At 68.0% G+C, this 16,910-nt stretch carries 15 protein-coding genes and 1 pseudogene; 8 read left to right on the top strand and 8 right to left on the bottom strand.

The window, feature by feature from the left end; genetic code table 11:
• Positions 1 to 879 precede the first annotated feature (879 nt).
• Positions 880 to 1,317, bottom strand: coding sequence for a tRNA-dependent cyclodipeptide synthase (locus ACQEU8_RS19865; RefSeq protein WP_433108584.1), 438 nt, complete (start codon positions 1,315 to 1,317; stop codon positions 880 to 882).
• A gap of 222 nt (positions 1,318 to 1,539) precedes the next feature.
• Between ACQEU8_RS19865 and ACQEU8_RS19860 the strand changes: the two genes are divergently transcribed.
• Positions 1,540 to 2,253, top strand: a complete 714-nt coding sequence (locus ACQEU8_RS19860) for a hypothetical protein (RefSeq protein ID WP_433102893.1) — start codon at positions 1,540 to 1,542, stop codon at positions 2,251 to 2,253.
• Positions 2,254 to 2,457: 204 nt separating this feature from the next.
• Here the strand turns inward: ACQEU8_RS19860 and ACQEU8_RS19855 are convergent, their stop codons facing one another.
• The gene (locus ACQEU8_RS19855) at positions 2,458 to 3,075 is read right to left on the bottom strand and encodes a TOPRIM nucleotidyl transferase/hydrolase domain-containing protein (RefSeq protein WP_433102891.1); all 618 of its coding nucleotides are present in this window, start codon (positions 3,073 to 3,075) and stop codon (positions 2,458 to 2,460) included.
• A 755-nt stretch (positions 3,076 to 3,830) separates the two neighbouring features.
• Positions 3,831 to 4,571 carry a carbonic anhydrase gene (locus ACQEU8_RS19850; protein ID WP_433108582.1) on the bottom strand — a complete coding sequence of 247 codons (741 nt, stop codon included), beginning with the start codon at positions 4,569 to 4,571 and terminating at the stop codon, positions 3,831 to 3,833.
• Positions 4,572 to 4,913: 342 nt separating this feature from the next.
• Between ACQEU8_RS19850 and ACQEU8_RS19845 the strand changes: the two genes are divergently transcribed.
• From ACQEU8_RS19845 to ACQEU8_RS19835, 3 genes are all read left to right on the top strand, one after another.
• Complete coding sequence (locus ACQEU8_RS19845) at positions 4,914 to 5,222, top strand: hypothetical protein (RefSeq protein ID WP_433102889.1); 309 nt, start codon at positions 4,914 to 4,916, stop codon at positions 5,220 to 5,222.
• 654 nt (positions 5,223 to 5,876) lie between these two features.
• On the top strand, positions 5,877 to 6,344 hold the full coding sequence (locus ACQEU8_RS19840) for a hypothetical protein (RefSeq protein WP_433102887.1): 468 nt from the start codon (positions 5,877 to 5,879) through the stop codon (positions 6,342 to 6,344).
• 399 nt (positions 6,345 to 6,743) lie between these two features.
• Positions 6,744 to 7,133 (top strand): hypothetical protein, encoded by a 390-nt coding sequence (locus ACQEU8_RS19835; RefSeq protein WP_433102885.1) that lies wholly within the window; start codon positions 6,744 to 6,746, stop codon positions 7,131 to 7,133.
• A gap of 435 nt (positions 7,134 to 7,568) precedes the next feature.
• Here the strand turns inward: ACQEU8_RS19835 and ACQEU8_RS19830 are convergent, their stop codons facing one another.
• Together ACQEU8_RS19830 and ACQEU8_RS19825 are read right to left on the bottom strand one after the other, a co-directional pair.
• Positions 7,569 to 8,012: a nuclear transport factor 2 family protein gene (locus ACQEU8_RS19830; RefSeq protein WP_433102883.1), complete on the bottom strand. Its 444-nt coding sequence runs from the start codon at positions 8,010 to 8,012 to the stop codon at positions 7,569 to 7,571.
• A 194-nt stretch (positions 8,013 to 8,206) separates the two neighbouring features.
• Positions 8,207 to 8,934 (bottom strand): annotated as a pseudogene (locus tag ACQEU8_RS19825) (transposase family protein); the annotation flags it as partial.
• A 94-nt stretch (positions 8,935 to 9,028) separates the two neighbouring features.
• Between ACQEU8_RS19825 and ACQEU8_RS19820 the strand changes: the two are divergent.
• On the top strand, positions 9,029 to 9,154 hold the full coding sequence (locus tag ACQEU8_RS19820) for a hypothetical protein (protein ID WP_433102881.1): 126 nt from the start codon (positions 9,029 to 9,031) through the stop codon (positions 9,152 to 9,154).
• A 316-nt stretch (positions 9,155 to 9,470) separates the two neighbouring features.
• On the opposite strand, the gene ACQEU8_RS19815 is transcribed toward ACQEU8_RS19820, so the two are convergent.
• Complete coding sequence (locus tag ACQEU8_RS19815) at positions 9,471 to 9,875, bottom strand: RidA family protein (RefSeq protein ID WP_433102879.1); 405 nt, start codon at positions 9,873 to 9,875, stop codon at positions 9,471 to 9,473.
• 532 nt (positions 9,876 to 10,407) lie between these two features.
• Here ACQEU8_RS19815 and ACQEU8_RS19810 point away from each other — a divergent pair.
• Both ACQEU8_RS19810 and ACQEU8_RS19805 read left to right on the top strand, forming a co-directional pair.
• Positions 10,408 to 10,857 carry a hypothetical protein gene (locus tag ACQEU8_RS19810; protein WP_433102877.1) on the top strand — a complete coding sequence of 150 codons (450 nt, stop codon included), beginning with the start codon at positions 10,408 to 10,410 and terminating at the stop codon, positions 10,855 to 10,857.
• A 406-nt stretch (positions 10,858 to 11,263) separates the two neighbouring features.
• Positions 11,264 to 11,425: a hypothetical protein gene (locus ACQEU8_RS19805; protein ID WP_433102875.1), complete on the top strand. Its 162-nt coding sequence runs from the start codon at positions 11,264 to 11,266 to the stop codon at positions 11,423 to 11,425.
• Between the two features lie 6 nt (positions 11,426 to 11,431).
• On the opposite strand, the gene ACQEU8_RS19800 is transcribed toward ACQEU8_RS19805, so the two are convergent.
• Together ACQEU8_RS19800 and rph are read right to left on the bottom strand one after the other, a co-directional pair.
• Entirely contained in the window at positions 11,432 to 11,737 is a 306-nt protein-coding gene (locus ACQEU8_RS19800; protein WP_433102873.1) for a cupin domain-containing protein, read from the bottom strand.
• A 680-nt stretch (positions 11,738 to 12,417) separates the two neighbouring features.
• Positions 12,418 to 15,039 (bottom strand): rifamycin-inactivating phosphotransferase, encoded by a 2,622-nt coding sequence (rph, locus tag ACQEU8_RS19795; protein ID WP_433102871.1) that lies wholly within the window; start codon positions 15,037 to 15,039, stop codon positions 12,418 to 12,420.
• A gap of 1,259 nt (positions 15,040 to 16,298) precedes the next feature.
• On the opposite strand from rph, the gene ACQEU8_RS19790 reads away from it, so the two are divergent.
• The gene (locus ACQEU8_RS19790; protein ID WP_433102869.1) at positions 16,299 to 16,676 is read left to right on the top strand and encodes a peptidase inhibitor family I36 protein; all 378 of its coding nucleotides are present in this window, start codon (positions 16,299 to 16,301) and stop codon (positions 16,674 to 16,676) included.
• The last annotated feature ends 234 nt before the right edge of the window (positions 16,677 to 16,910 follow it).

Raw genomic sequence — 16,910 nt, 5'->3', positions numbered from 1 at the left:
AGCTCTTCGAGCAGGGGTACCCCAGGGCGCAGGGTGGGCAAGCGCAGCCCCCGATACCGGGTACGCAAGGTCCGCCGGACACCGGGGGCGTCGCCGTCACACTGATCGATCGCCTCGGCGCCCCACGTGAAGTCCTACCAGGCCGGGCGCGGGCACCGGCCTCTGGGAAACCCCGGGCAACGGCGAGCTGCCCCACGACCCGGTGCACGGTCACTGCGCATTGGCTCAGGCCCAGGCACCTATCGAGCGCAGCCGCACCCTGTCCGAAAACCCTGGCGGATCTTCCCGCAGATCGCGGTGCAGCCCGAATCGGATGGCGTCAATCGGCAGCGGCTCCGTCCCAACGGGGCAGGAACAAGGAGAAGCTCACCTTTTGCGCTTCGGCTTTGACGACTCCTGCTGCGGCTGAGGTCCGGTCAATTTCTGAGGTCTACTACTGGACGTCCCGGGCACCGGGGGAGGTTTCCGCGGGTGCATGAAGCTGTCCTCGGCCAGCGGGTCGAAGCGCTTCGCGGCCTCGGCGATGGATGGCTGCGATGATTCGTCGGCGGCGGGCGCGGAAGTCGACTGCGGATTCGGCTGGGAGGCCGTATTTCTGTCTACCGGTTCCAGCCCGGGGACTGTGGGGGAGTCGGGCGGCGACCGAGGTCCGCCGCCCTGATTGTGTCTGTGCTGCTCCGATCCGGTCTGATCGTTTCGGAATCAGAGTCGGAACCAGAGTCGTCGGAATCAGGGGGAGGGGCGTCCACCATCTTCTCGTTCTCCTTCCAGCGATGGCCGTGTGCAGGGAGGCCCACATCGGGCTTCTGTCATTCGACCGTTCGCCTGTGTGCCTGGGGAACGTCTTGGTGCGGACTACGGAGTCGGGCACGGATCGGTTCAACCCGTCCGGCCACCTGAGTGGGGCGCAGCCTTCCGGCGCGGTTCGGTGCAGACAGACCTGCAATGAGCGGCACCTGCGCTGTTCAGCCGCGCCCGCCGCAATGACCCACACCCCACGGCAACTGCTCGCCCGGGCCAGGAGCCCTGCTTGGGGCTGAGGACGGACCGTGAGGTACCCCCGGGGCCGGGTGGCGGAAGGCATGGGTTGTAGAGCTCGCGGAGCACCGGCACGACGGTGTGGTAGCAGACCACTGCGGAAGGTACGTCGAGGACTTGAGAGGTGGCCAAGAGAAATGGGAGTTCGGCCCGTAGGTAGGCGAGTCCCGCTTGGTATTGGCTTCTTCCGCCTGGTGCGGGGAAGCGCCGTCGGCGGGATAGCAGGTAGTGGCGTAGCCGGCGTCGTAGCAAGGCGGCGTCATCGACCTGGCCTGCCATCCGGTACCGGTCGTGGTGGCTGTGGCAGATGCCCAGCGGGCTGTGAGCCCGCAGGTGGTAGGCGGACACGGCGCACCGTCCGAAACCGCTCGCGCAACTCCACCCCGTCCAGCATGGACGCGGCCGTCGACCGACCGCGCGACCGTGGCACGCGGTCTATCGACGAGCCGACCATTCCATATGGGGCGCTAGGGTCTGCGGGGAATGGAGGGGGCGAAGGGCATGGACAGCATTGCGGAAGCTGTCGGCTCGCAGGTTCTCAGCGCAGTGGTTGCCGCGCTGCTCACCAGCATCGCCGGGCTGGCGCGTTGGTTGTTCGTCAGGCGGCTCCCCGCGCGCCGAACGTGGCGGTATACGGGGGCGAGTGAGCTCTCTGTCGTCCTCGACACCGCACACGTGGATACGGGCCGATACCAGCGCCCCGTGGCCGGTCTGGGCCAGATCCGGGCCCTGTCCCTATTGATCCCCTCTCTCACTCACGCCTACCGAGAACTCGACCTGGAGAAGGTCCGATTGTCCGCCCATCTGCCGGGCCATGAGATGGAGCACGACCTGCTCGTTCTCGGCGGATCGAAGAACAACGAGGTCGCTCGCCGCCTCCTGGCCGCCATGACGGAGTCGCTTCCCTTCCGGCTGGGCGGGGGAGAGATCACTTGGGACGGCACCGCCTATCGGGGAGAAGCCGCAGACGGTGAGGTCACCAGGGACTGCGGCTATGTCGTCAGAGCCCCGAACCCCCTCAACCGAAGCAGACGCGTCGTACTCATCGGCGGTTGGTCCACCTACGGCACGGTGGCCGCAGCCCGTTGGCTGGCGGAAGAAGGTGCCGACCACTCGCTGGCTGCCGATATCGCCGTGCTCGTAGAAGCGTCGGTCCTGCGCGACGGGCACGTATCTGCGCCTCACGTTCTCCGTCAGGCGGACCTGCACGTGTGAGCTCGCGGCACCGTCTGCGGAGGGGGCAGTCCGGGGATGCGGCCGTGAAAGCTGGAGACGGCCTCCCGCAGCAACTGCCCCTGGCCGAACGAGTCCTCCCGGTGGCCGCCTACAACCGGACGGAGCTCACCATGCGGCAGCTCGCTTCGCCGTTCCTCCGCTGTCCGGCGTCTCGCCCGACACCGGGTTGACGTCACCCAGCGGTCAGAGGCTGGCGAGCAGGCCGTCGAGTGGGGCGGGTACGCGGTCGGGGTCGAGGGCCTCGACGAGGACGCGCCCGTAGCGGATCTTGCGGCCCTTCTTCGTGCCGAGGAAGCGCCGCAGCTGCTGCTGTGAACTACGCCCCTGCTGCGCGGGCTGGCGCAGGAAGATCTGTAGGGACCGGAGATCGCCCTCCGCCCGGACGAGTTCCTCCACCCGTGTAACGCCCAGAGCGCGGATGAGCTCGTCTTCCAGGTCCGCCGCGCAGACGAAGAACTCTTGCTGTGCCGCGCTGGCCCGCTCCCAGCCGCGGGCGTAGTAGCGACGCTCCGCCTCGTCGCACAGTCCCGTGAGGCGGAGGCCCAGCCCGGGTGGACCGAGGAGGTGGGTGAAACGCCCGACGCTCATCGCACCGCCTATCGGCAGGACACATACTCCTTCGGCCGCCAGGTCCCGACCGCGACTCGCGGCCAGCGCGTTGACGGCTGCGACGTCGCTCGGTCCTTCGAGCAGGACGGCTGCCCGAACGGACAGCCGCGCGGCCAGCTCGCGTGCGGGCTCGCCGCGGCCACCGGCAGCCCACGCGGTGACCGCCTCCCGGAACGACCCCATATCAGCCATGAGGCGAGTCTCCGCTCTTTCCGGCCACCATGGTAGGTAATTTCCGCGGAGCGTCGATCGTCGTCGGAGAGCAGTTGGGCCCGCCAGCAGGCCGAAGCCGTGACCGGCAGCGTTCGCATCTCCCGGCCAGGGCTGGCCGGTGGCCGGTCTCGTCGCAGACCGGGAGCGGGTCGTCGCTGACAAGGAGTCCTCGCCCTGTGCCTTGCGTGCCTGCGCAGCGCGGAAGGAAAGCCACCGTCCCTGACGCCTCGATCAGCCGGCGGGTCGGGCATGGTGTGGTGGGCGCCGCCGCCGGAGGACGCCAGCCAGATCTGCTGCGACGGCGAGCCTGATGAGGGGGCCCCGCGGCGCCAGACCGTGGTCCAACGGGGAGATTCCGGATGCGGCTCGGGATGAACGCTCCCATCAGCACGACGCCGACGCCTTCCGTCACGGTGAGCAGGAGCAGGAACGCGCTGGTGTCGGCCGGAGGCCCGCTCCGTGCGCCGTCGGTCATCTCGCCCGCACCCCCAGAAGGCGGTCGGCATACCCAGATACCCCGACCAGCAGTCACCAGTGCAGGCTCCCAGGGGCGCCCTCGGGGTCCTGCTAGCGAAATCGCCCAAGACGCGGCGGTCGCATCTCGGCCAACCGGCCCGCTGTGGCGGGCGGCTGACCGGCACAAGATTCCGGCAGCGGGACGATTGCGAGCCTGCGTGCAGCAGTGCCCCGAAACCCGGAGGCGACTCCGGTGGTCGCCCTCCCTCCGGCCTGGTTCAACTAACCCGATGTACCCGCTGGGTCGTCAGCTCGTAGCGGGCGCCGACGACGGCCAGTGACCCCGAGTTCACCGCGGCGGCGAGATCCGGCTCCACCGCGAGCCGCGAGCGGACGAGCCGTACGTTGGCGTCGATCGTCGCGGCGACGCGCGCATCGCCCTCCTTGCCGTGGTCGATGGCCGGACTGATCTGGTCGGCCACGTACTGGATGTGGGCGGGAAGCTCCTCGCCCGACTCGTCCGCCCGGACCGCGGCCTTCACAGCCCCGCATGACTGGTGGCCGAGTACCACCAGCAGCGGGATGCCCAGTTCGAGCACGCCGTACACAAGGCTGCCGAGAACGGCCTCGTCGAGGACCTGGCCCGCGCTGCGTACGGTCATCAGGTCGCCGAGGCCCTGGTCGAAGACGAGTTCCGGCGGCACCCGGGAGTCGATGCAGCCGAGTACGAGGGCGAACGGGTGCTGGCTGACCGTCAGTATCTGCCGGACGGCGGGCGTCTCGTCGGGATGCTGCTGGTGATAGGTACGCCAGCGCCTGTTGCCCGCCGCCAGCTCCCGCAGTGCCTCCCCGGCGGTTGCGGGCCGCGTGCGCGGAGCAGCAGTGGGGGATACGGCAGCCGCGGGGCGACCGCTGACGGCGAGACCGGTGCCGAAGGCCGCGGTGCCGGCGAGCGCGGTACGGAGGAAGGAACGCCGGGCGGAGGGCGTTGTGCCGGAAACCGGGATAATGGGCATCATCCGCTCTGCGTGGACGACCTCATCCGGTACTGGACCAAAGTTCACGAAAGGAACGTAAACCCGCCTCCAAGCCTTCCTGAGCTGATCTCTGAATCATTGCCGAGCGCCAGCCAATCCTGATCGAACACTGAACATTCATGGCCGCTCCGAGGAAAGTTCTCGGCCAGGGGAGTCGGCCCACCGGGCGCACGGTCGGTGGTCGGCCGCGGCAGCGCAGCATCTTCAGAAGCCCGCACCGAACCTGCGTACATCGGCGTCGGACACCTCCAAGGAGCTCAGGTCAACTCGCTGCATCCGGCCGCCCGCAGACACCTTTCGTAGACCCCACGGCGCGGGTGGGTCGTGACGAACGAGATCGGCGGGTCGAGCAGCGCCGTGATCCCGCTCTATGGTGGCAACGACCTCTGCGTAGTTGAGCAGCTGGACCGCAACGTCGAAGCGCCGCTTTCGGCCACATCGCCCACCTTGTCGCGCACACCGAGCGGCTCGCGCTCCTCCAACGCCCTGTGCAGCGACCCTCTCACCGGAGATGTCGACTCCGAGCACCTCCGCGGCGCCGCGCCGCATGAACTCCCCGCTGAAGAAGCCGGTGCCGGAGGCCAGATCGAGGACCGGCTTGCCGCGCACGTCCCCTGGCCTTGGCCTCCGTGACATACCGCAGCTCTCCCGCGCCTCGCGCTCGGTCGGTTGCCGGGCGCGGCGTAGCAGCGGGTCGCCCGCACCGAGTCCCACAGCACTGCGCAATCGGGCTGGCTGCGCGGGCCGTCGGCTCGGCCGCGAACGGGCCTAACGGCAGGCCTGGTTTTCAGGCAGACCCGGCATTCCTCGGGACTCGGGGCTACCGCCCGAACGGGAACGAAGATCGGATCGGCCCGTTGCCGCTTCGGCCGTTTCCGATCCGATCCCCCTCAGGAGCCGTCACGTCGGCGGCGGCCGGAGCGCGAGTGACTCCCCTCCCGTATCGAAACGACGTCGGCACTCACGTACATGACCATCAACGTGATCCGCACATTCAACCGCCCCTGCTGCAGCACCAGGCGTCGGCCAGTCGTCGTATGCGTCCGCGGGCAGTCCGTGACCTCTCCTGGAGGGAAAGCCCTCGATGTCCCAAGCCGGACGGAGATCCCTCAACGCGCGCTGAGTTGAACAGCCTCGCCGACACGACAGCCACCACAGCAGTGGCCCTCAGGGACCCCGGCCCTGTGCCGGGGGAGGGGCGGGTGACTCGTCGGAGCGGACGACCTACCCTTGCCGGCGCGCATTTTTCCGCTGTTCACGACTCACATCACGGGGGATCGGCAAGGCATGAACGAGCAGATGCAGGCAGGCACATACGGCGTCGATGCGTCCGTGTCGATGACCAGGCCGCGGTCGGTCACCGTGGGTGTGTGGCTGTCGAGCGCGTACTGGGCCTTCATCGTCGTCTGCGGCATCGTGAAAGCCGATGCTGGGGAGCTGGGGAAGCAGATCGCGGGCCTGCTCGCGGTGGGGGTGGTCGCCGCACTGTTCCTACGGGCGGTCTGGCAAGGCGGCCACCCGCGCGTGCACGCGTTCCTGACGCAGCTCATGGGCATCATCGGCCTCGGCGCCGGGGGCATGCTCGTGCTCACCGTCTTCATGAGCGACAACGACCAGTACGGCGATGCCGGTTGGTGGGGCAACGTGGCAATGATAGGTGTGTCGTGCGGCAGCCTTCTGGTCGCGGCCTGGCAGCTGAACCGTCCGCAGGCGCGGATCTGGTGCGCAGAGCGCTCCGCCCCCATGCGTGCCTGAGGGGGTTCAGCGGAAGAAACGACGCGTCGGAGGATTATGAGCTTGGGGCTCGGCCGGTGGCCGGGAGGGCGTCGTCGAAGAGTTGCGTTGCCGCCTCCGGTGATGAGAGCTGGCTTGTCGGCGAGCGAGCCCTCGGAACCTGCCGCTGGGACGATCACCCGGTGCCCGGGAGGCGCCGCTCGGATCGGGCGCTTCCCGGGGCACCGCAGGAGGTCGGCTCGATGCGTACGGGGCTTGGTGTGCGGTGGTGCGGCCATCAGCCAGGTGCCGGGCCGCATTCGGGTCCTGGCGAGTCAGCAGTTCCCGCCCGCCGTCGAGGTACTCGTCGCGTACGGGACGGCGTCGGTTCTACTCCTCCAGTGACACTTCTCCGCCGCCGTCAGCCACATCGAATAGGGCGTGATTGACCGACCGGTCGGTCTGTCGGTGTCGATGGTGGCGGTGGAGGCTTCCGACGTTGTTACGCCGCTCCCGCGTTCGTGGCGCGTGCCTCGGGTGGAGGAACTGGCGGGTGTGTGGGTTGGCGAGGGCTCGCAACCTGTTCCGGGATCACCACGGCGGGCTGAGCAGTACACGCGGCAGTACGAGGAGCACGGGTCGGGTGCGCGGCTACGGCGCAACACCGCCGCCGACTTCGAAATCAACGTCGGATCTTCCGTCACGGTCTGCTCCTGCCTGTGGGGGCAGAAGTACCTCCATACCGTATCGATGGGGCTCGCCGCGGACCTGGTCCGGCTGGCCTGCGGCAGGACCGTCCGTGACAGCTGGGGCCCGACGGGGCCGGGCTGAGCGGGCAGCAGCGGGACGCGGTCCGCTCGTCGGCGGGTGTGCCGGGGGATGGGGGGACCACAGCTACCGGCGTCCCCCTCCCTCCCGCTCGGCCGGTGTCCCTATGGTGGCGCTGTCGAGCTGCGCCGCACGCAGCCCCCTGAGGCTGCGTGCTGATCGACACCTTCGTGTCGTTGAGCGACGCCGAGATGAGACGAAGCGGTCGGGGTCGCCGTCCCGCACCGCGGGAAGCTCGGCACCCCAGGCGGTCGTCCGCCGAAGTCCGACAGCTCCGACTACCGGGAGCATCACGTGGCAGTGTGGCATCAACCGCCTCGAGAGACTGGGCGGTCGCGTCGTACGAGGAACTCGCCGCTGGCTGCGAGGCAACGCCCGTCGTCGAAGCCGTCAACGAGTGGGTGTTGACGAGCATCCTCATGCCTGCCTTGGTGGCTTTCACTTGTCTTCGGCGTCGAATGCCTGCGCAACGGCGAGGCTGTCCTCATAGATGTGGTGCCGGATGACCAAGCCGTCTTCGAAGGTGAGATGCATAGCGAAACGCGCTCGATACGCACGTCCGGTGGAGCGAGCGGTCTGGCGAATCTCGCCGAGCACGACCGCGTCGTTTCCGTCGATGAGGATGCGCTCGATCTCGGTCCCCACCTGCTCCGGCACGTGGTGCTCGGCAAGTTCGCGATAGTGGCTGGCTGCGTCGGCCCGGGAGGAGCGATGGCGGATCCAGGGCGTGGCAGTTCGACCGTGCTCGGCCTCCGGCCAGCTCAGCTTCCAATCGCCCTGCTCGGCATAGAGCTCAGCGATGCGCTCGGGGTCGCCCTCACCGATCCGGCGCAGCAGCTCCTCAACGGCAGTTCGTGTGTTTGCAGGTGAGGCTATTGACATGACCGACCTCTCCGTATGGTCCCGCTTTCTGCTCACGCGGCGAGATCACCAACCTAGCCAGCGCAGGCCAGCCGAGACGATTACCTCCGGAGTAAAGCGCGCGCATCGCCGAGACCCACTTTCGAAACGCGCCATAGAGCGGGTTCCAGAAGGCTGTGATCACGCAGCCCTAACCGGGCTGTTGGCGTGTCTGGTCATGCAGTGAGGGCGAGGTTGTGCATGGGGCGACGGCCTGGACGGTGTGGTGGAGGCCGTCGCCGCGCTGTCGGTAAGTCGCGCGGAATCTTGTAGTTCTTCATCCAGCCGAAGAAGTGCTCCGCGCGTGCACGGACCTTTGCGATGGGCAGCGTTGTCTTGTTCCTCGCCTTTCAGCAGCGTTCGTCCGAGGCGTTTGCGGTGCGGGACGATCAGGCCTGTGTTGATAGGCGCCGTCGCCGAGCCCGGCGGCGCCCAGCGGTGCCCGGCCAGGCTCGGTCCCGCCATGCTGTCGCATCCGCAGTGGTGCCGGGCACGGGGCGGGCCCTCGCCACCGCGAGGCGGGTGTCCGGTCCACGATGACCTGCCCGTTCGCAAAGCCGGTAGTTGCGGGAGGAGGCGCCCACCGTGTGGTCGAGCACCGGGACGAGGGACCCGTCCACGATCGACGGCCGCTCGGCGGTGTCGGCTGGGGCCCGAACGGGCTCGAGCGCGAGCAGCGGCCCCAGCGGGTGTATCCTCGGCACACGGCGGCTGGCGATGTACTGAACAGCGGGGCGAGCTGCCACTTGGTGAGGTTCGGGCGGTAGTAGACGGCCACCAGCAGCACCCGCCCAGCCAGCAGCAGCCGTCACGGACGTCGCCACCCGCAACCCCCGCCGCCCCGTTTCCGCACCGCACTCAGCAGCCGCCCGGACTGATCGACCCGAGGCCCAGTGAACGCCTCCCCCTAGATCGGCTCGACCCATGCAAGGGAAATGCCCGACCACAGCCTTCTGCAACAGGCTTCAGGTGCGCATGCGCGTCGACACCACCACCAGATGAAACAAGCAGCAGCCGCGCACGACACCGCCACAATCGCCCTCACCCAGCCAACCCGCTATGGCATCCGGCACGGGAGCAACGGCTCGATCGTCAACGCCCGGGCAGCCGCCGCGCTCACCTGAGAAGGCCAGGCCCATGAGAACTTAGCTCTCAAGGCCCCCGGCAAACGACCGGCAACACCGGTCGGCCTCCTCGACCCCCCCTGGCTGGACGGCTTCGGCTCTCCCGACGTCGGCCGAGGAATTCGCGGACACCTCAATGCACCGACACCCGAACGCCCCGCGCCACTCGCGCCCGGCCCGACAGCTCTTCTCCGCACAACACGACGACCGGCCCCGCCCAAGCGGTGCCGGTCGCCATAACGCCTCCCACCGCCGACGCATAACCGGAACAGAGCCACCCACGGCGGAATCAGGCCTTCCGTACGCGCCGCATCCGCTACGGCCGCACCGCCACTGCATCCACCTCGAACAGCATTCCCGGCAGCGCGAGCGAGGCCACGCCGCTCAGCGTCTGGGCGGGCAGCCTGTCGCCGAAACGGGCGTGCAGGGCCTTGCCGAGGACTTCAAGCTTGTCGAGGTCGTGGTCGACGATGAAGGTACCGAGGCGGACCACATGCTCGTATCGGAGCCCGACCCCCGCCAGCGCCGACCGCAGCCGGTCGAACGCCAGGTCCACCTGTGTCGCGAAGTCACCGGGCACCGGAGCGCCGGTGGCATCGGAGGCGTACTGGCCGCCGATGAAAACGAGTTCACCGGGTGCCGAGACGGCATGGCTGTAACCGAACGGCGTCGGGTCGTGAAGGTCGGCCGGGTTGGTGATGGTGCGCTGGTCAGTCGTCATACCGGTCTCAACTCCCGTAGCAGCCCGCCCATTCCGCATCCACCACCCCGGCCGGTACGAGAGCAGGAACCGGGCACTCCGCATGCAGGCCGGCCGCCGCCGCGACCCTGCCTGCCACCGCGACGGCCGTCTCGTCAGCTATCGGCTACGCCGCCCTCACCCGTGACGGCAAACCCTCCCGCGCCTCTGGCTCTGGCTGAGCCTCGTCTTCCGGCCCGCCTGTCGCGCGACCACGGCCAGGACCCCGACGGGCTCCACGCCACCGGCGCCCCCGAAGCCGTCGCCCCTCACCCCGGCCCCCACCATCAAGGCCTGCACAACCGAACACTCCGAAGTCGGCCCCAATGAGACTTTCGCGTGGGGGGGCCGACCATGACGTGGTGGTCACCGCTCCCCGCTGGACCGAGCACCTGCCAGTCGGCGACGGTGGCGCGCGGCCAATTACCCCACCCGAGAGGGGTGAAAGTCCTCGAACCTTTCCTGACAACGCACGGCGGGACATTCTTGACAGCAACAAAAGGAAGGAGCGCACATGCAGAAGCGATGGATACGTACGGCAGCTACAGGTGTGGCGTGCCTGGGGGCCGTCGCGGTGACGGCGAGCCCGGCGCAGGCGGCGGAACCGCACCACTGGATGTATACGAACGACTCCGGCGCCAACGGCGCAAGAGTCGACTTCTGGCCTCGGGGCGACGAAGTCAAGTTATGCGACAAGCAGTCGGACGGTGCGCGGGCCGACCTGAAGATCTGGAACGTCACCAAAGACCCGGACCAGGTGGAGTACGACCTGCAAGCGTCAGGCGACGAGGTCTGTGCCACGAGGGGCGAGGTACTCGAACAGCCATTCAACCTCGCAGAGGGAGACTGCTTCCGTTTCCGTATCCGTCTGCTGAACAACGGCAACGAGGTAGACGGCAGCCGGGACATCGCACAGTGGCGGAACCACAACAACTCCACAGAGAATTGCGACCGCGTCGACTGACGGAGCAGGCGAACGGACGAGCCGCGACAGCGGAGCATCTCGCCGAGGCCGGTGGCTGGGGGAGCGCATTCGCCCAGTGCATGTACGCGCGCCTGTGAGAGCCCCGCCGCGCGTATATGCGCTGGCGGGGCATCGTGTCGCAGGGCCAGGGCGGTAGCCTCCGCCGGATTTTCCCCACCGAGGACACGGCTGGGAAACAGCGGCCTGACGAACTCGGCAGCGCGTCGCCCCCATTCCGCCGGGCAGCCCGTCGACGACGACGCTCTCCACCGCCCTGGCAGCCGCCTGCCTCGCCCAGTGGGAAGCGACCGACAAACCCGGAGCCAGCGGAACGGCTCAGCGCTGCCCCCCCCGCGGCCCGCTCCTTGGACTGGATCGAGCCCGAGTTCGCCGACCCTGCGCCCCTTTGCCCAACGACGGCACCGCCCACCGTAGCCACCACGAACAGAGCATCGCCGTCGCCGCCTACGTGCGCCGACACAATGCCCGGGCCGTACCGAAGACCGACTTCGCCCCGCACTCACCCATCCGCACCTGGCCCACCAAGTCCCCGGCCAGGGCGCCCTGAAGAGCCTCACTCCTCCGCCAATTCCACGATCACCAACGTGCCCCGGCTCCCGGGACGGACCGCGTGTGCAGTTCCCGCCGCCACCATGTACAGCTCGCCCGCCCGCACCGACACCGGCATACCGTCCACCTCCAGTTCCAGCCGGCCGTCGAGCACCAGTAGCGCCTCGGCGGCCTCATGGCTCTCCTCCTCGACCGGCAGCTCATCCATGCGCAGCACCTTCACGCAGGCCGCCCCCACCAGACCCAACGTGCGAGAACTCCACGCCGTCGGCAGACCGGCCGCCGTCTCCGCCAGGTTGACCGCACTCATGGCACACCCCTCCTCACGGACCCGGTCGGTCATGCCGAATGAGCCCGCACATAACGATCAATGGATGCCGTGAAAGCTATCTGACCAGGAAAAGCAAGTGGTCGACCGTTTGGCAAAGTCTGCCGCCGGAACGGCCACTAGCCGTCGGCAGTGCCGCGTTGCCCAGTCCGGGTCCGGGGCCGTGCGCGGTCTACGACCGGCGCCCGGGCGACCAGTAGTGGTGCTGGAGGGAATGTCATCGAGGGTGCCGCAGGCGGAGAAGCCGACCAGGGGGACGGCCGGTGGGGCGCACGGTGACGCCGAAGACGGCGTGCAGCAGGGGAAGGGTCGAGGACCACCCCGCGCACATGGCCGGCGGCGGCCAGGACTCCGACGACGGCTTACCCGCCTTCAAGGCGCGCCTGTAGGCACCCTGCGGCCTCGGCCTGAGCCCAGAAGGCACGATCACCACACACCTCAACAGCAGGAACCTCAATGCCGTAGCCCTCACCTGACGCCGAACCACACAACCGGGCCCCGGCCACACTGCGTTGAGCGGGCATAGCGCGCGCCAGTCCGCGGCGGTGACGCCCCTCCCTCCCACTACACCCTGCCGACCTACTGCCCCAGCTCATGCAACAGCCCGCGCAGAAGGTCGTACCGTTCCGGTTCCATACGGCCCGCAGCGATTCCACGGTCGATCAAGACAGGATCTCGACGTACCCGTCGGTTCCGTGCAGGCGGATCCGCTGCCCGTCCCGGATCAGGCGGGTGGCCTGCTCCACGCCCACGACGGCCGGCAAGCCGTACTCCCGGGCGATCACTGCTCCATGGGTCATCAGACCGCCCACCTCCGTCACCAGGCCCGCGATTCCGACGAACAGCGGCGACCAGCTGGGGTCCGTGAAGGTCGTGACCAGGATGTCGCCCGCTTCGAGATCGGCCTCCGCCATGTCGAGGATGACGCGGGCTCTTCCCTCGATGGTCCCGGCGGAAACCGGTAGGCCGGTCAAGGCGCCGGCCGGTACGTCGTCGCGCCGGTACGCCCCGGTGACGGCCTCACCATCCGATGTGAGCACCCGGGGCGGTGTGAGCGCGTGGTACGACCGGAACGCGTCCTTGCGCTGCTGGATGAGCTGGTCATCCACCTGGTTCGAGCGCACGACGTCGTGGAGTTCCTGGAACGTGAGGTAGAAGACGTCCTCCTTCTCGGGAAGCACGCCTGCCTGCACGAGACGCTCGGCCTCGGCAAGCAAGGCCTGCTTGTAGACGAAGTAGCGGCTGACGATGCAGTACTTCGGATACTCCCGGTACCCGATGAAGGTTCGGACGCGGTCGATCATCCGCTTGGCCTCGTCGGCTTTCCGGTCCCCGTCCGGCAGGGCCCGCAAGCGTGACAGAACGTCCCGTTCCTTCATCTGCGCCTTCCGCCGGCCTTCCTCGAAGCGCCGCTCGGCGGCGCCCGGCTCGAAGTTCCTGACGTTATCGAGGATCACGGGCACCAGCGTGGTGGGGCGCTCGCGCCACCGTGGTCTGGTGATGTCGATCTCCCCGACGCAGCGCATGCCGTACCGGTCGAGGTAGTTCTCTATGGCGTCGCGTGCTTCGGTCCCGCCCGGGAGCTTCGCCAGCTCGTCCAGGAAGCCCTCGTCCTCGACGCCCTCCAGGAACGCCACCACCTCCGGATGGGGCCGGATCACGTCCGCGACGTCGAGCAGCGCCAGTCCCATCTCCGAGGTGACGTTGTCGGGGGCGGACAGCGTGAGCGTGTCAGCCGCGTTCTTCTCGCCAAGCCACTCGTGCAGCTTGTCGTTGAGCCACCACGTGGCCTCCATCCCCGCCATGAGCGCCTGCATGCTCAGCGGATCACCCAGGACTCGTTTGTGCTCCTCGAAGGCCTCCAGCAGGAAGTCGAACAGCGCCGGTCCGGTCTTCGTACGGATGTCGCGCTCCAGGGTGGCGATGGATGCCTGGCTGCGCTCGATCAGCTCGGTGACGATGGCCGGATCGGTCTCGATCGGGGCGGGCGCCCGGCCAGCCATGGGGGTACTTTCCGGGGCTGGGGGAGGCCCGCCGGGGCCCGCGTCCGGGAGCGACGGGACGAAATCGTCGCGGTCCAGGACGGTCTCCAGCGCGTCCCTGACCAGCGGATCTCCTCTCCCCATGAGGTCCAGGAGGCCGGCGCGGCTCGCGGGCGAGGCCAGGCGCCGGGTGACGTCGACGAACAGCCTCCCGCCGGCCGCCTGCATCGGCACCATGGCTGTCAGCTGCCACACGGAGAGTCCGAGGGGCTTCATGGGGTCGGTCATCATCTGCTGATGACCGACGGAGACGTAGATGTGATTCTCCTGGTCGTCGGCCTCGGGGATGGGGAACAGTGTCGTGATCGGCCGGCTCTGAACGACCTGGAATCCGTCATCGACCAGGCACCATTCGATGTCCTGCGGGCAGCCGAAATGCGCCTCGATCCGCCGCCCGAGCTCTACGAGCCGTACGACCTGCTCATCCGTCAGCGCCGGCTGCTCCTGCCGCTGCGAGTCGATCGCCACTTCCTGCGTACCGCCGGCCGGCAGGGCGCGAACGGCACGCTGTTTGGCGGCAATCGCCTTGGCGACGACTTCGCCGCCTCGCACCTTGAAGACGTCCGGGTTCACCAGCCCGGAGACCAGGGCCTCGCCGAGGCCGAATCCGGCGTCCACGGTGGCGACCTTCCGGTTGCCCGTGACGGGGTCGGCCGTGAACAGAATGCCGGCCGCTTGCGGGAAGACCATCTGCTGCACGACCACGGCCATGTGGACCGTACGGTGGTCGATGCCGTTCCGCTGGCGATAGGTCACGGCCCGCTCGGTGAACAGCGAGGCCCAGCACTGACTGATGTGCTGGAGGACCGCCGTCGGCCCCACGACGTTCAGGTACGTGTCCTGCTGACCGGCGAAGGAAGCCGTCGGCAGGTCCTCTGCCGTCGCGCTGGATCGAACGGCGCAGGCGGCGTGCTCGCCGAGCCGGCCGAGCGCGCGGGTGATCGCCGCCGCCACATCATCCGGGATGGCAACCCCTTCGATGGTCCGGCGAATCTCCGCGCTGAGCGTACGGACGGCCTCCCCGTCGTCCGGACTCAGGCGCGACAGCTGATCGAGCCGATCCTTGATCGACGGCGCTTCCGCCATGATCCGCCGGAAGGCGCCCGTCGTCACGCAAAAGCCCCCGGGCACGCGGATGCCTTCGATCCGCGACAGCGCACCCAGGTGCGCGCCCTTGCCACCGACGACCGCGACCTGCGTCTCGTCACACTCGTGAAGATCCAACACGTACTGCTCGATCATTGCGTTACCTCCGAGGCAGCCGTGCTCCGTTGCACTGCAGTGGCCGGTCGAATCACTGGCGCGTCCAGCTCTGTCGCTCCTCTTGTCGGGTACGTCCTCATTTGTGGTTGCCGTCCCTTCGACGGGTCGGCCGTCCGCTCCGCCCTCTCGGGGCGGCGCGGCACCCCGCACCCCGCACCTCCGCGCCGAGCACCCGCAGCTGCACTGCCGGTCCCACCACGGGTTCGACGTCACGGCGTCCCCCGTACGTCGCCATCAAGACACGCACGTTGTGCCCCCCATTTCCGCAGGTCGTGGTCGTCTCGGCCGACGATTCTGCGCCGCGACCCGGGCCTTGCGGCAAGCCCCCCACTGCGCTATACGTTGAGAGTGGCAAGGAGAGCGATCTCCTTGCCCTTGTCTTTGGCTTGTCTCTTTCGCCGTCCGCTGGAACTGGCGGGCTTCTCGCGGAGCGGTGGGGCTGCAGGAAGCGACGAGCAACCAGGCTCCAGCGGGGCAGCCGAGTACTGTCTCGCCGCCCTCGCCTCGCCTTAGCCCAAGCCGTGGCCCTCGTCGGCACCGTCGTCACCACCGTCGAGCCCGCGGCGGAATCGGCTTGCCATGCCGTGCAGCGGCACCAACGTCAACCCACGTGCGAAGCCCTACAGCGGGTCGGGGCCGCAGTGGGCGCAGCGTCGCGTACGGCAGTTCTTGGCCCGCAACCCCTCGGCGGTGAACAGGTCCGGCAGCCCGCTGGGCGGCCCCTGACCAGCGGAATCCCGGTCTGCGCCCCGACCCTCCCCCAGACTCCGTCCGGGAGGTGCCCCGGATACGGCGTAGGCGGGCGGTTCTTCGGTGGGGAGCGAAGTACTCCTCAAGGCGCTCCACGCCGGAGTGGCCGACCCCTCCGTATCGGTCAACTCGCCCTCGTTATCGGGGAGTTACGGCTCGCAGAGGGTAGACCTCGGGGATCACACGGCTATACTTCGATCGATTTCTGGCGTGCGGGAAGAGGGGAAAACGTCGATGCGGCCAGTTGTCTCGCTGTCAGAGCGCCAACACTGCGCGTGTCGGTCCTGATTGGCCTGGACTCGGCCGAGTGAGTCGCTTCGCAGGGTATGCGAGCGACCGTTGCGGAAAGCAGATTCCATTTTCTGGTGCGGCGGACTGTTGAGTCCTGCGCCACTCCAAGAGAGCCCTCTCAAACTGCCATGTCGTCAAACGGCTTGGGGTGCCGGAACTTTCGGTGCCACATGCTACTCACGAAGGAAGGTTTCTTTATGAAGCGCACGATAACCCTCACTCTCAGTGCCCTGTCGCTGGCCGCGGCGAGCCTTGTGGGTTTCAGTCCGGCGGCGCAGGCCGACACTGGGGCCAATCTCTGGGAGCGGTGCAGACACAACGGGAAGTTCTGCCTGTACCAGCATGACGACTTCGACGGGAACTCTCTGGAGAGCGGTCGGGACTCAGGCTGCGCCAACCTCAGACTCATCAACAACCAAGGCAGTTCGATGATCAACTCGTCGAACAACCGGGTGCGGCTGTACAACGCGACCAACTGCGCGGGCTCGTCGGGCTACGCCGCCAGGCCCGACAGCGAGGACAAGGACTTCACCAACAACGGGTTCGACAACAAGGCCAGCTCTGCCAGGTTCTAGCGCGGTCAAGAGGATAGGGGAAAGCGTATGAAACGCATCGTTGCCCTCGCCGTCAACGCGCTGTAGGTGGGGGCATCGAGCCTCATTGGCTTGAGCTCGGTCGCACAGGCCGATGCGAGAGCCGCGATATCGGAGCGTTTCCGGGGTGTGACGTTCTGTCTGTTCGAGCACGACAACTACATCCCGACAGCGACGACAAGAACCTGACGAACAACGGGTTCGGCAAAGAGACGA

Origin of the sequence: Streptomyces sp. CA-250714 (assembly GCF_050936705.1) — a bacterium.
Taxonomy (GTDB): Bacteria; Actinomycetota; Actinomycetes; order Streptomycetales; family Streptomycetaceae; genus Streptomyces.
This window is presented reverse-complemented; position numbering and strand designations above follow the sequence as displayed.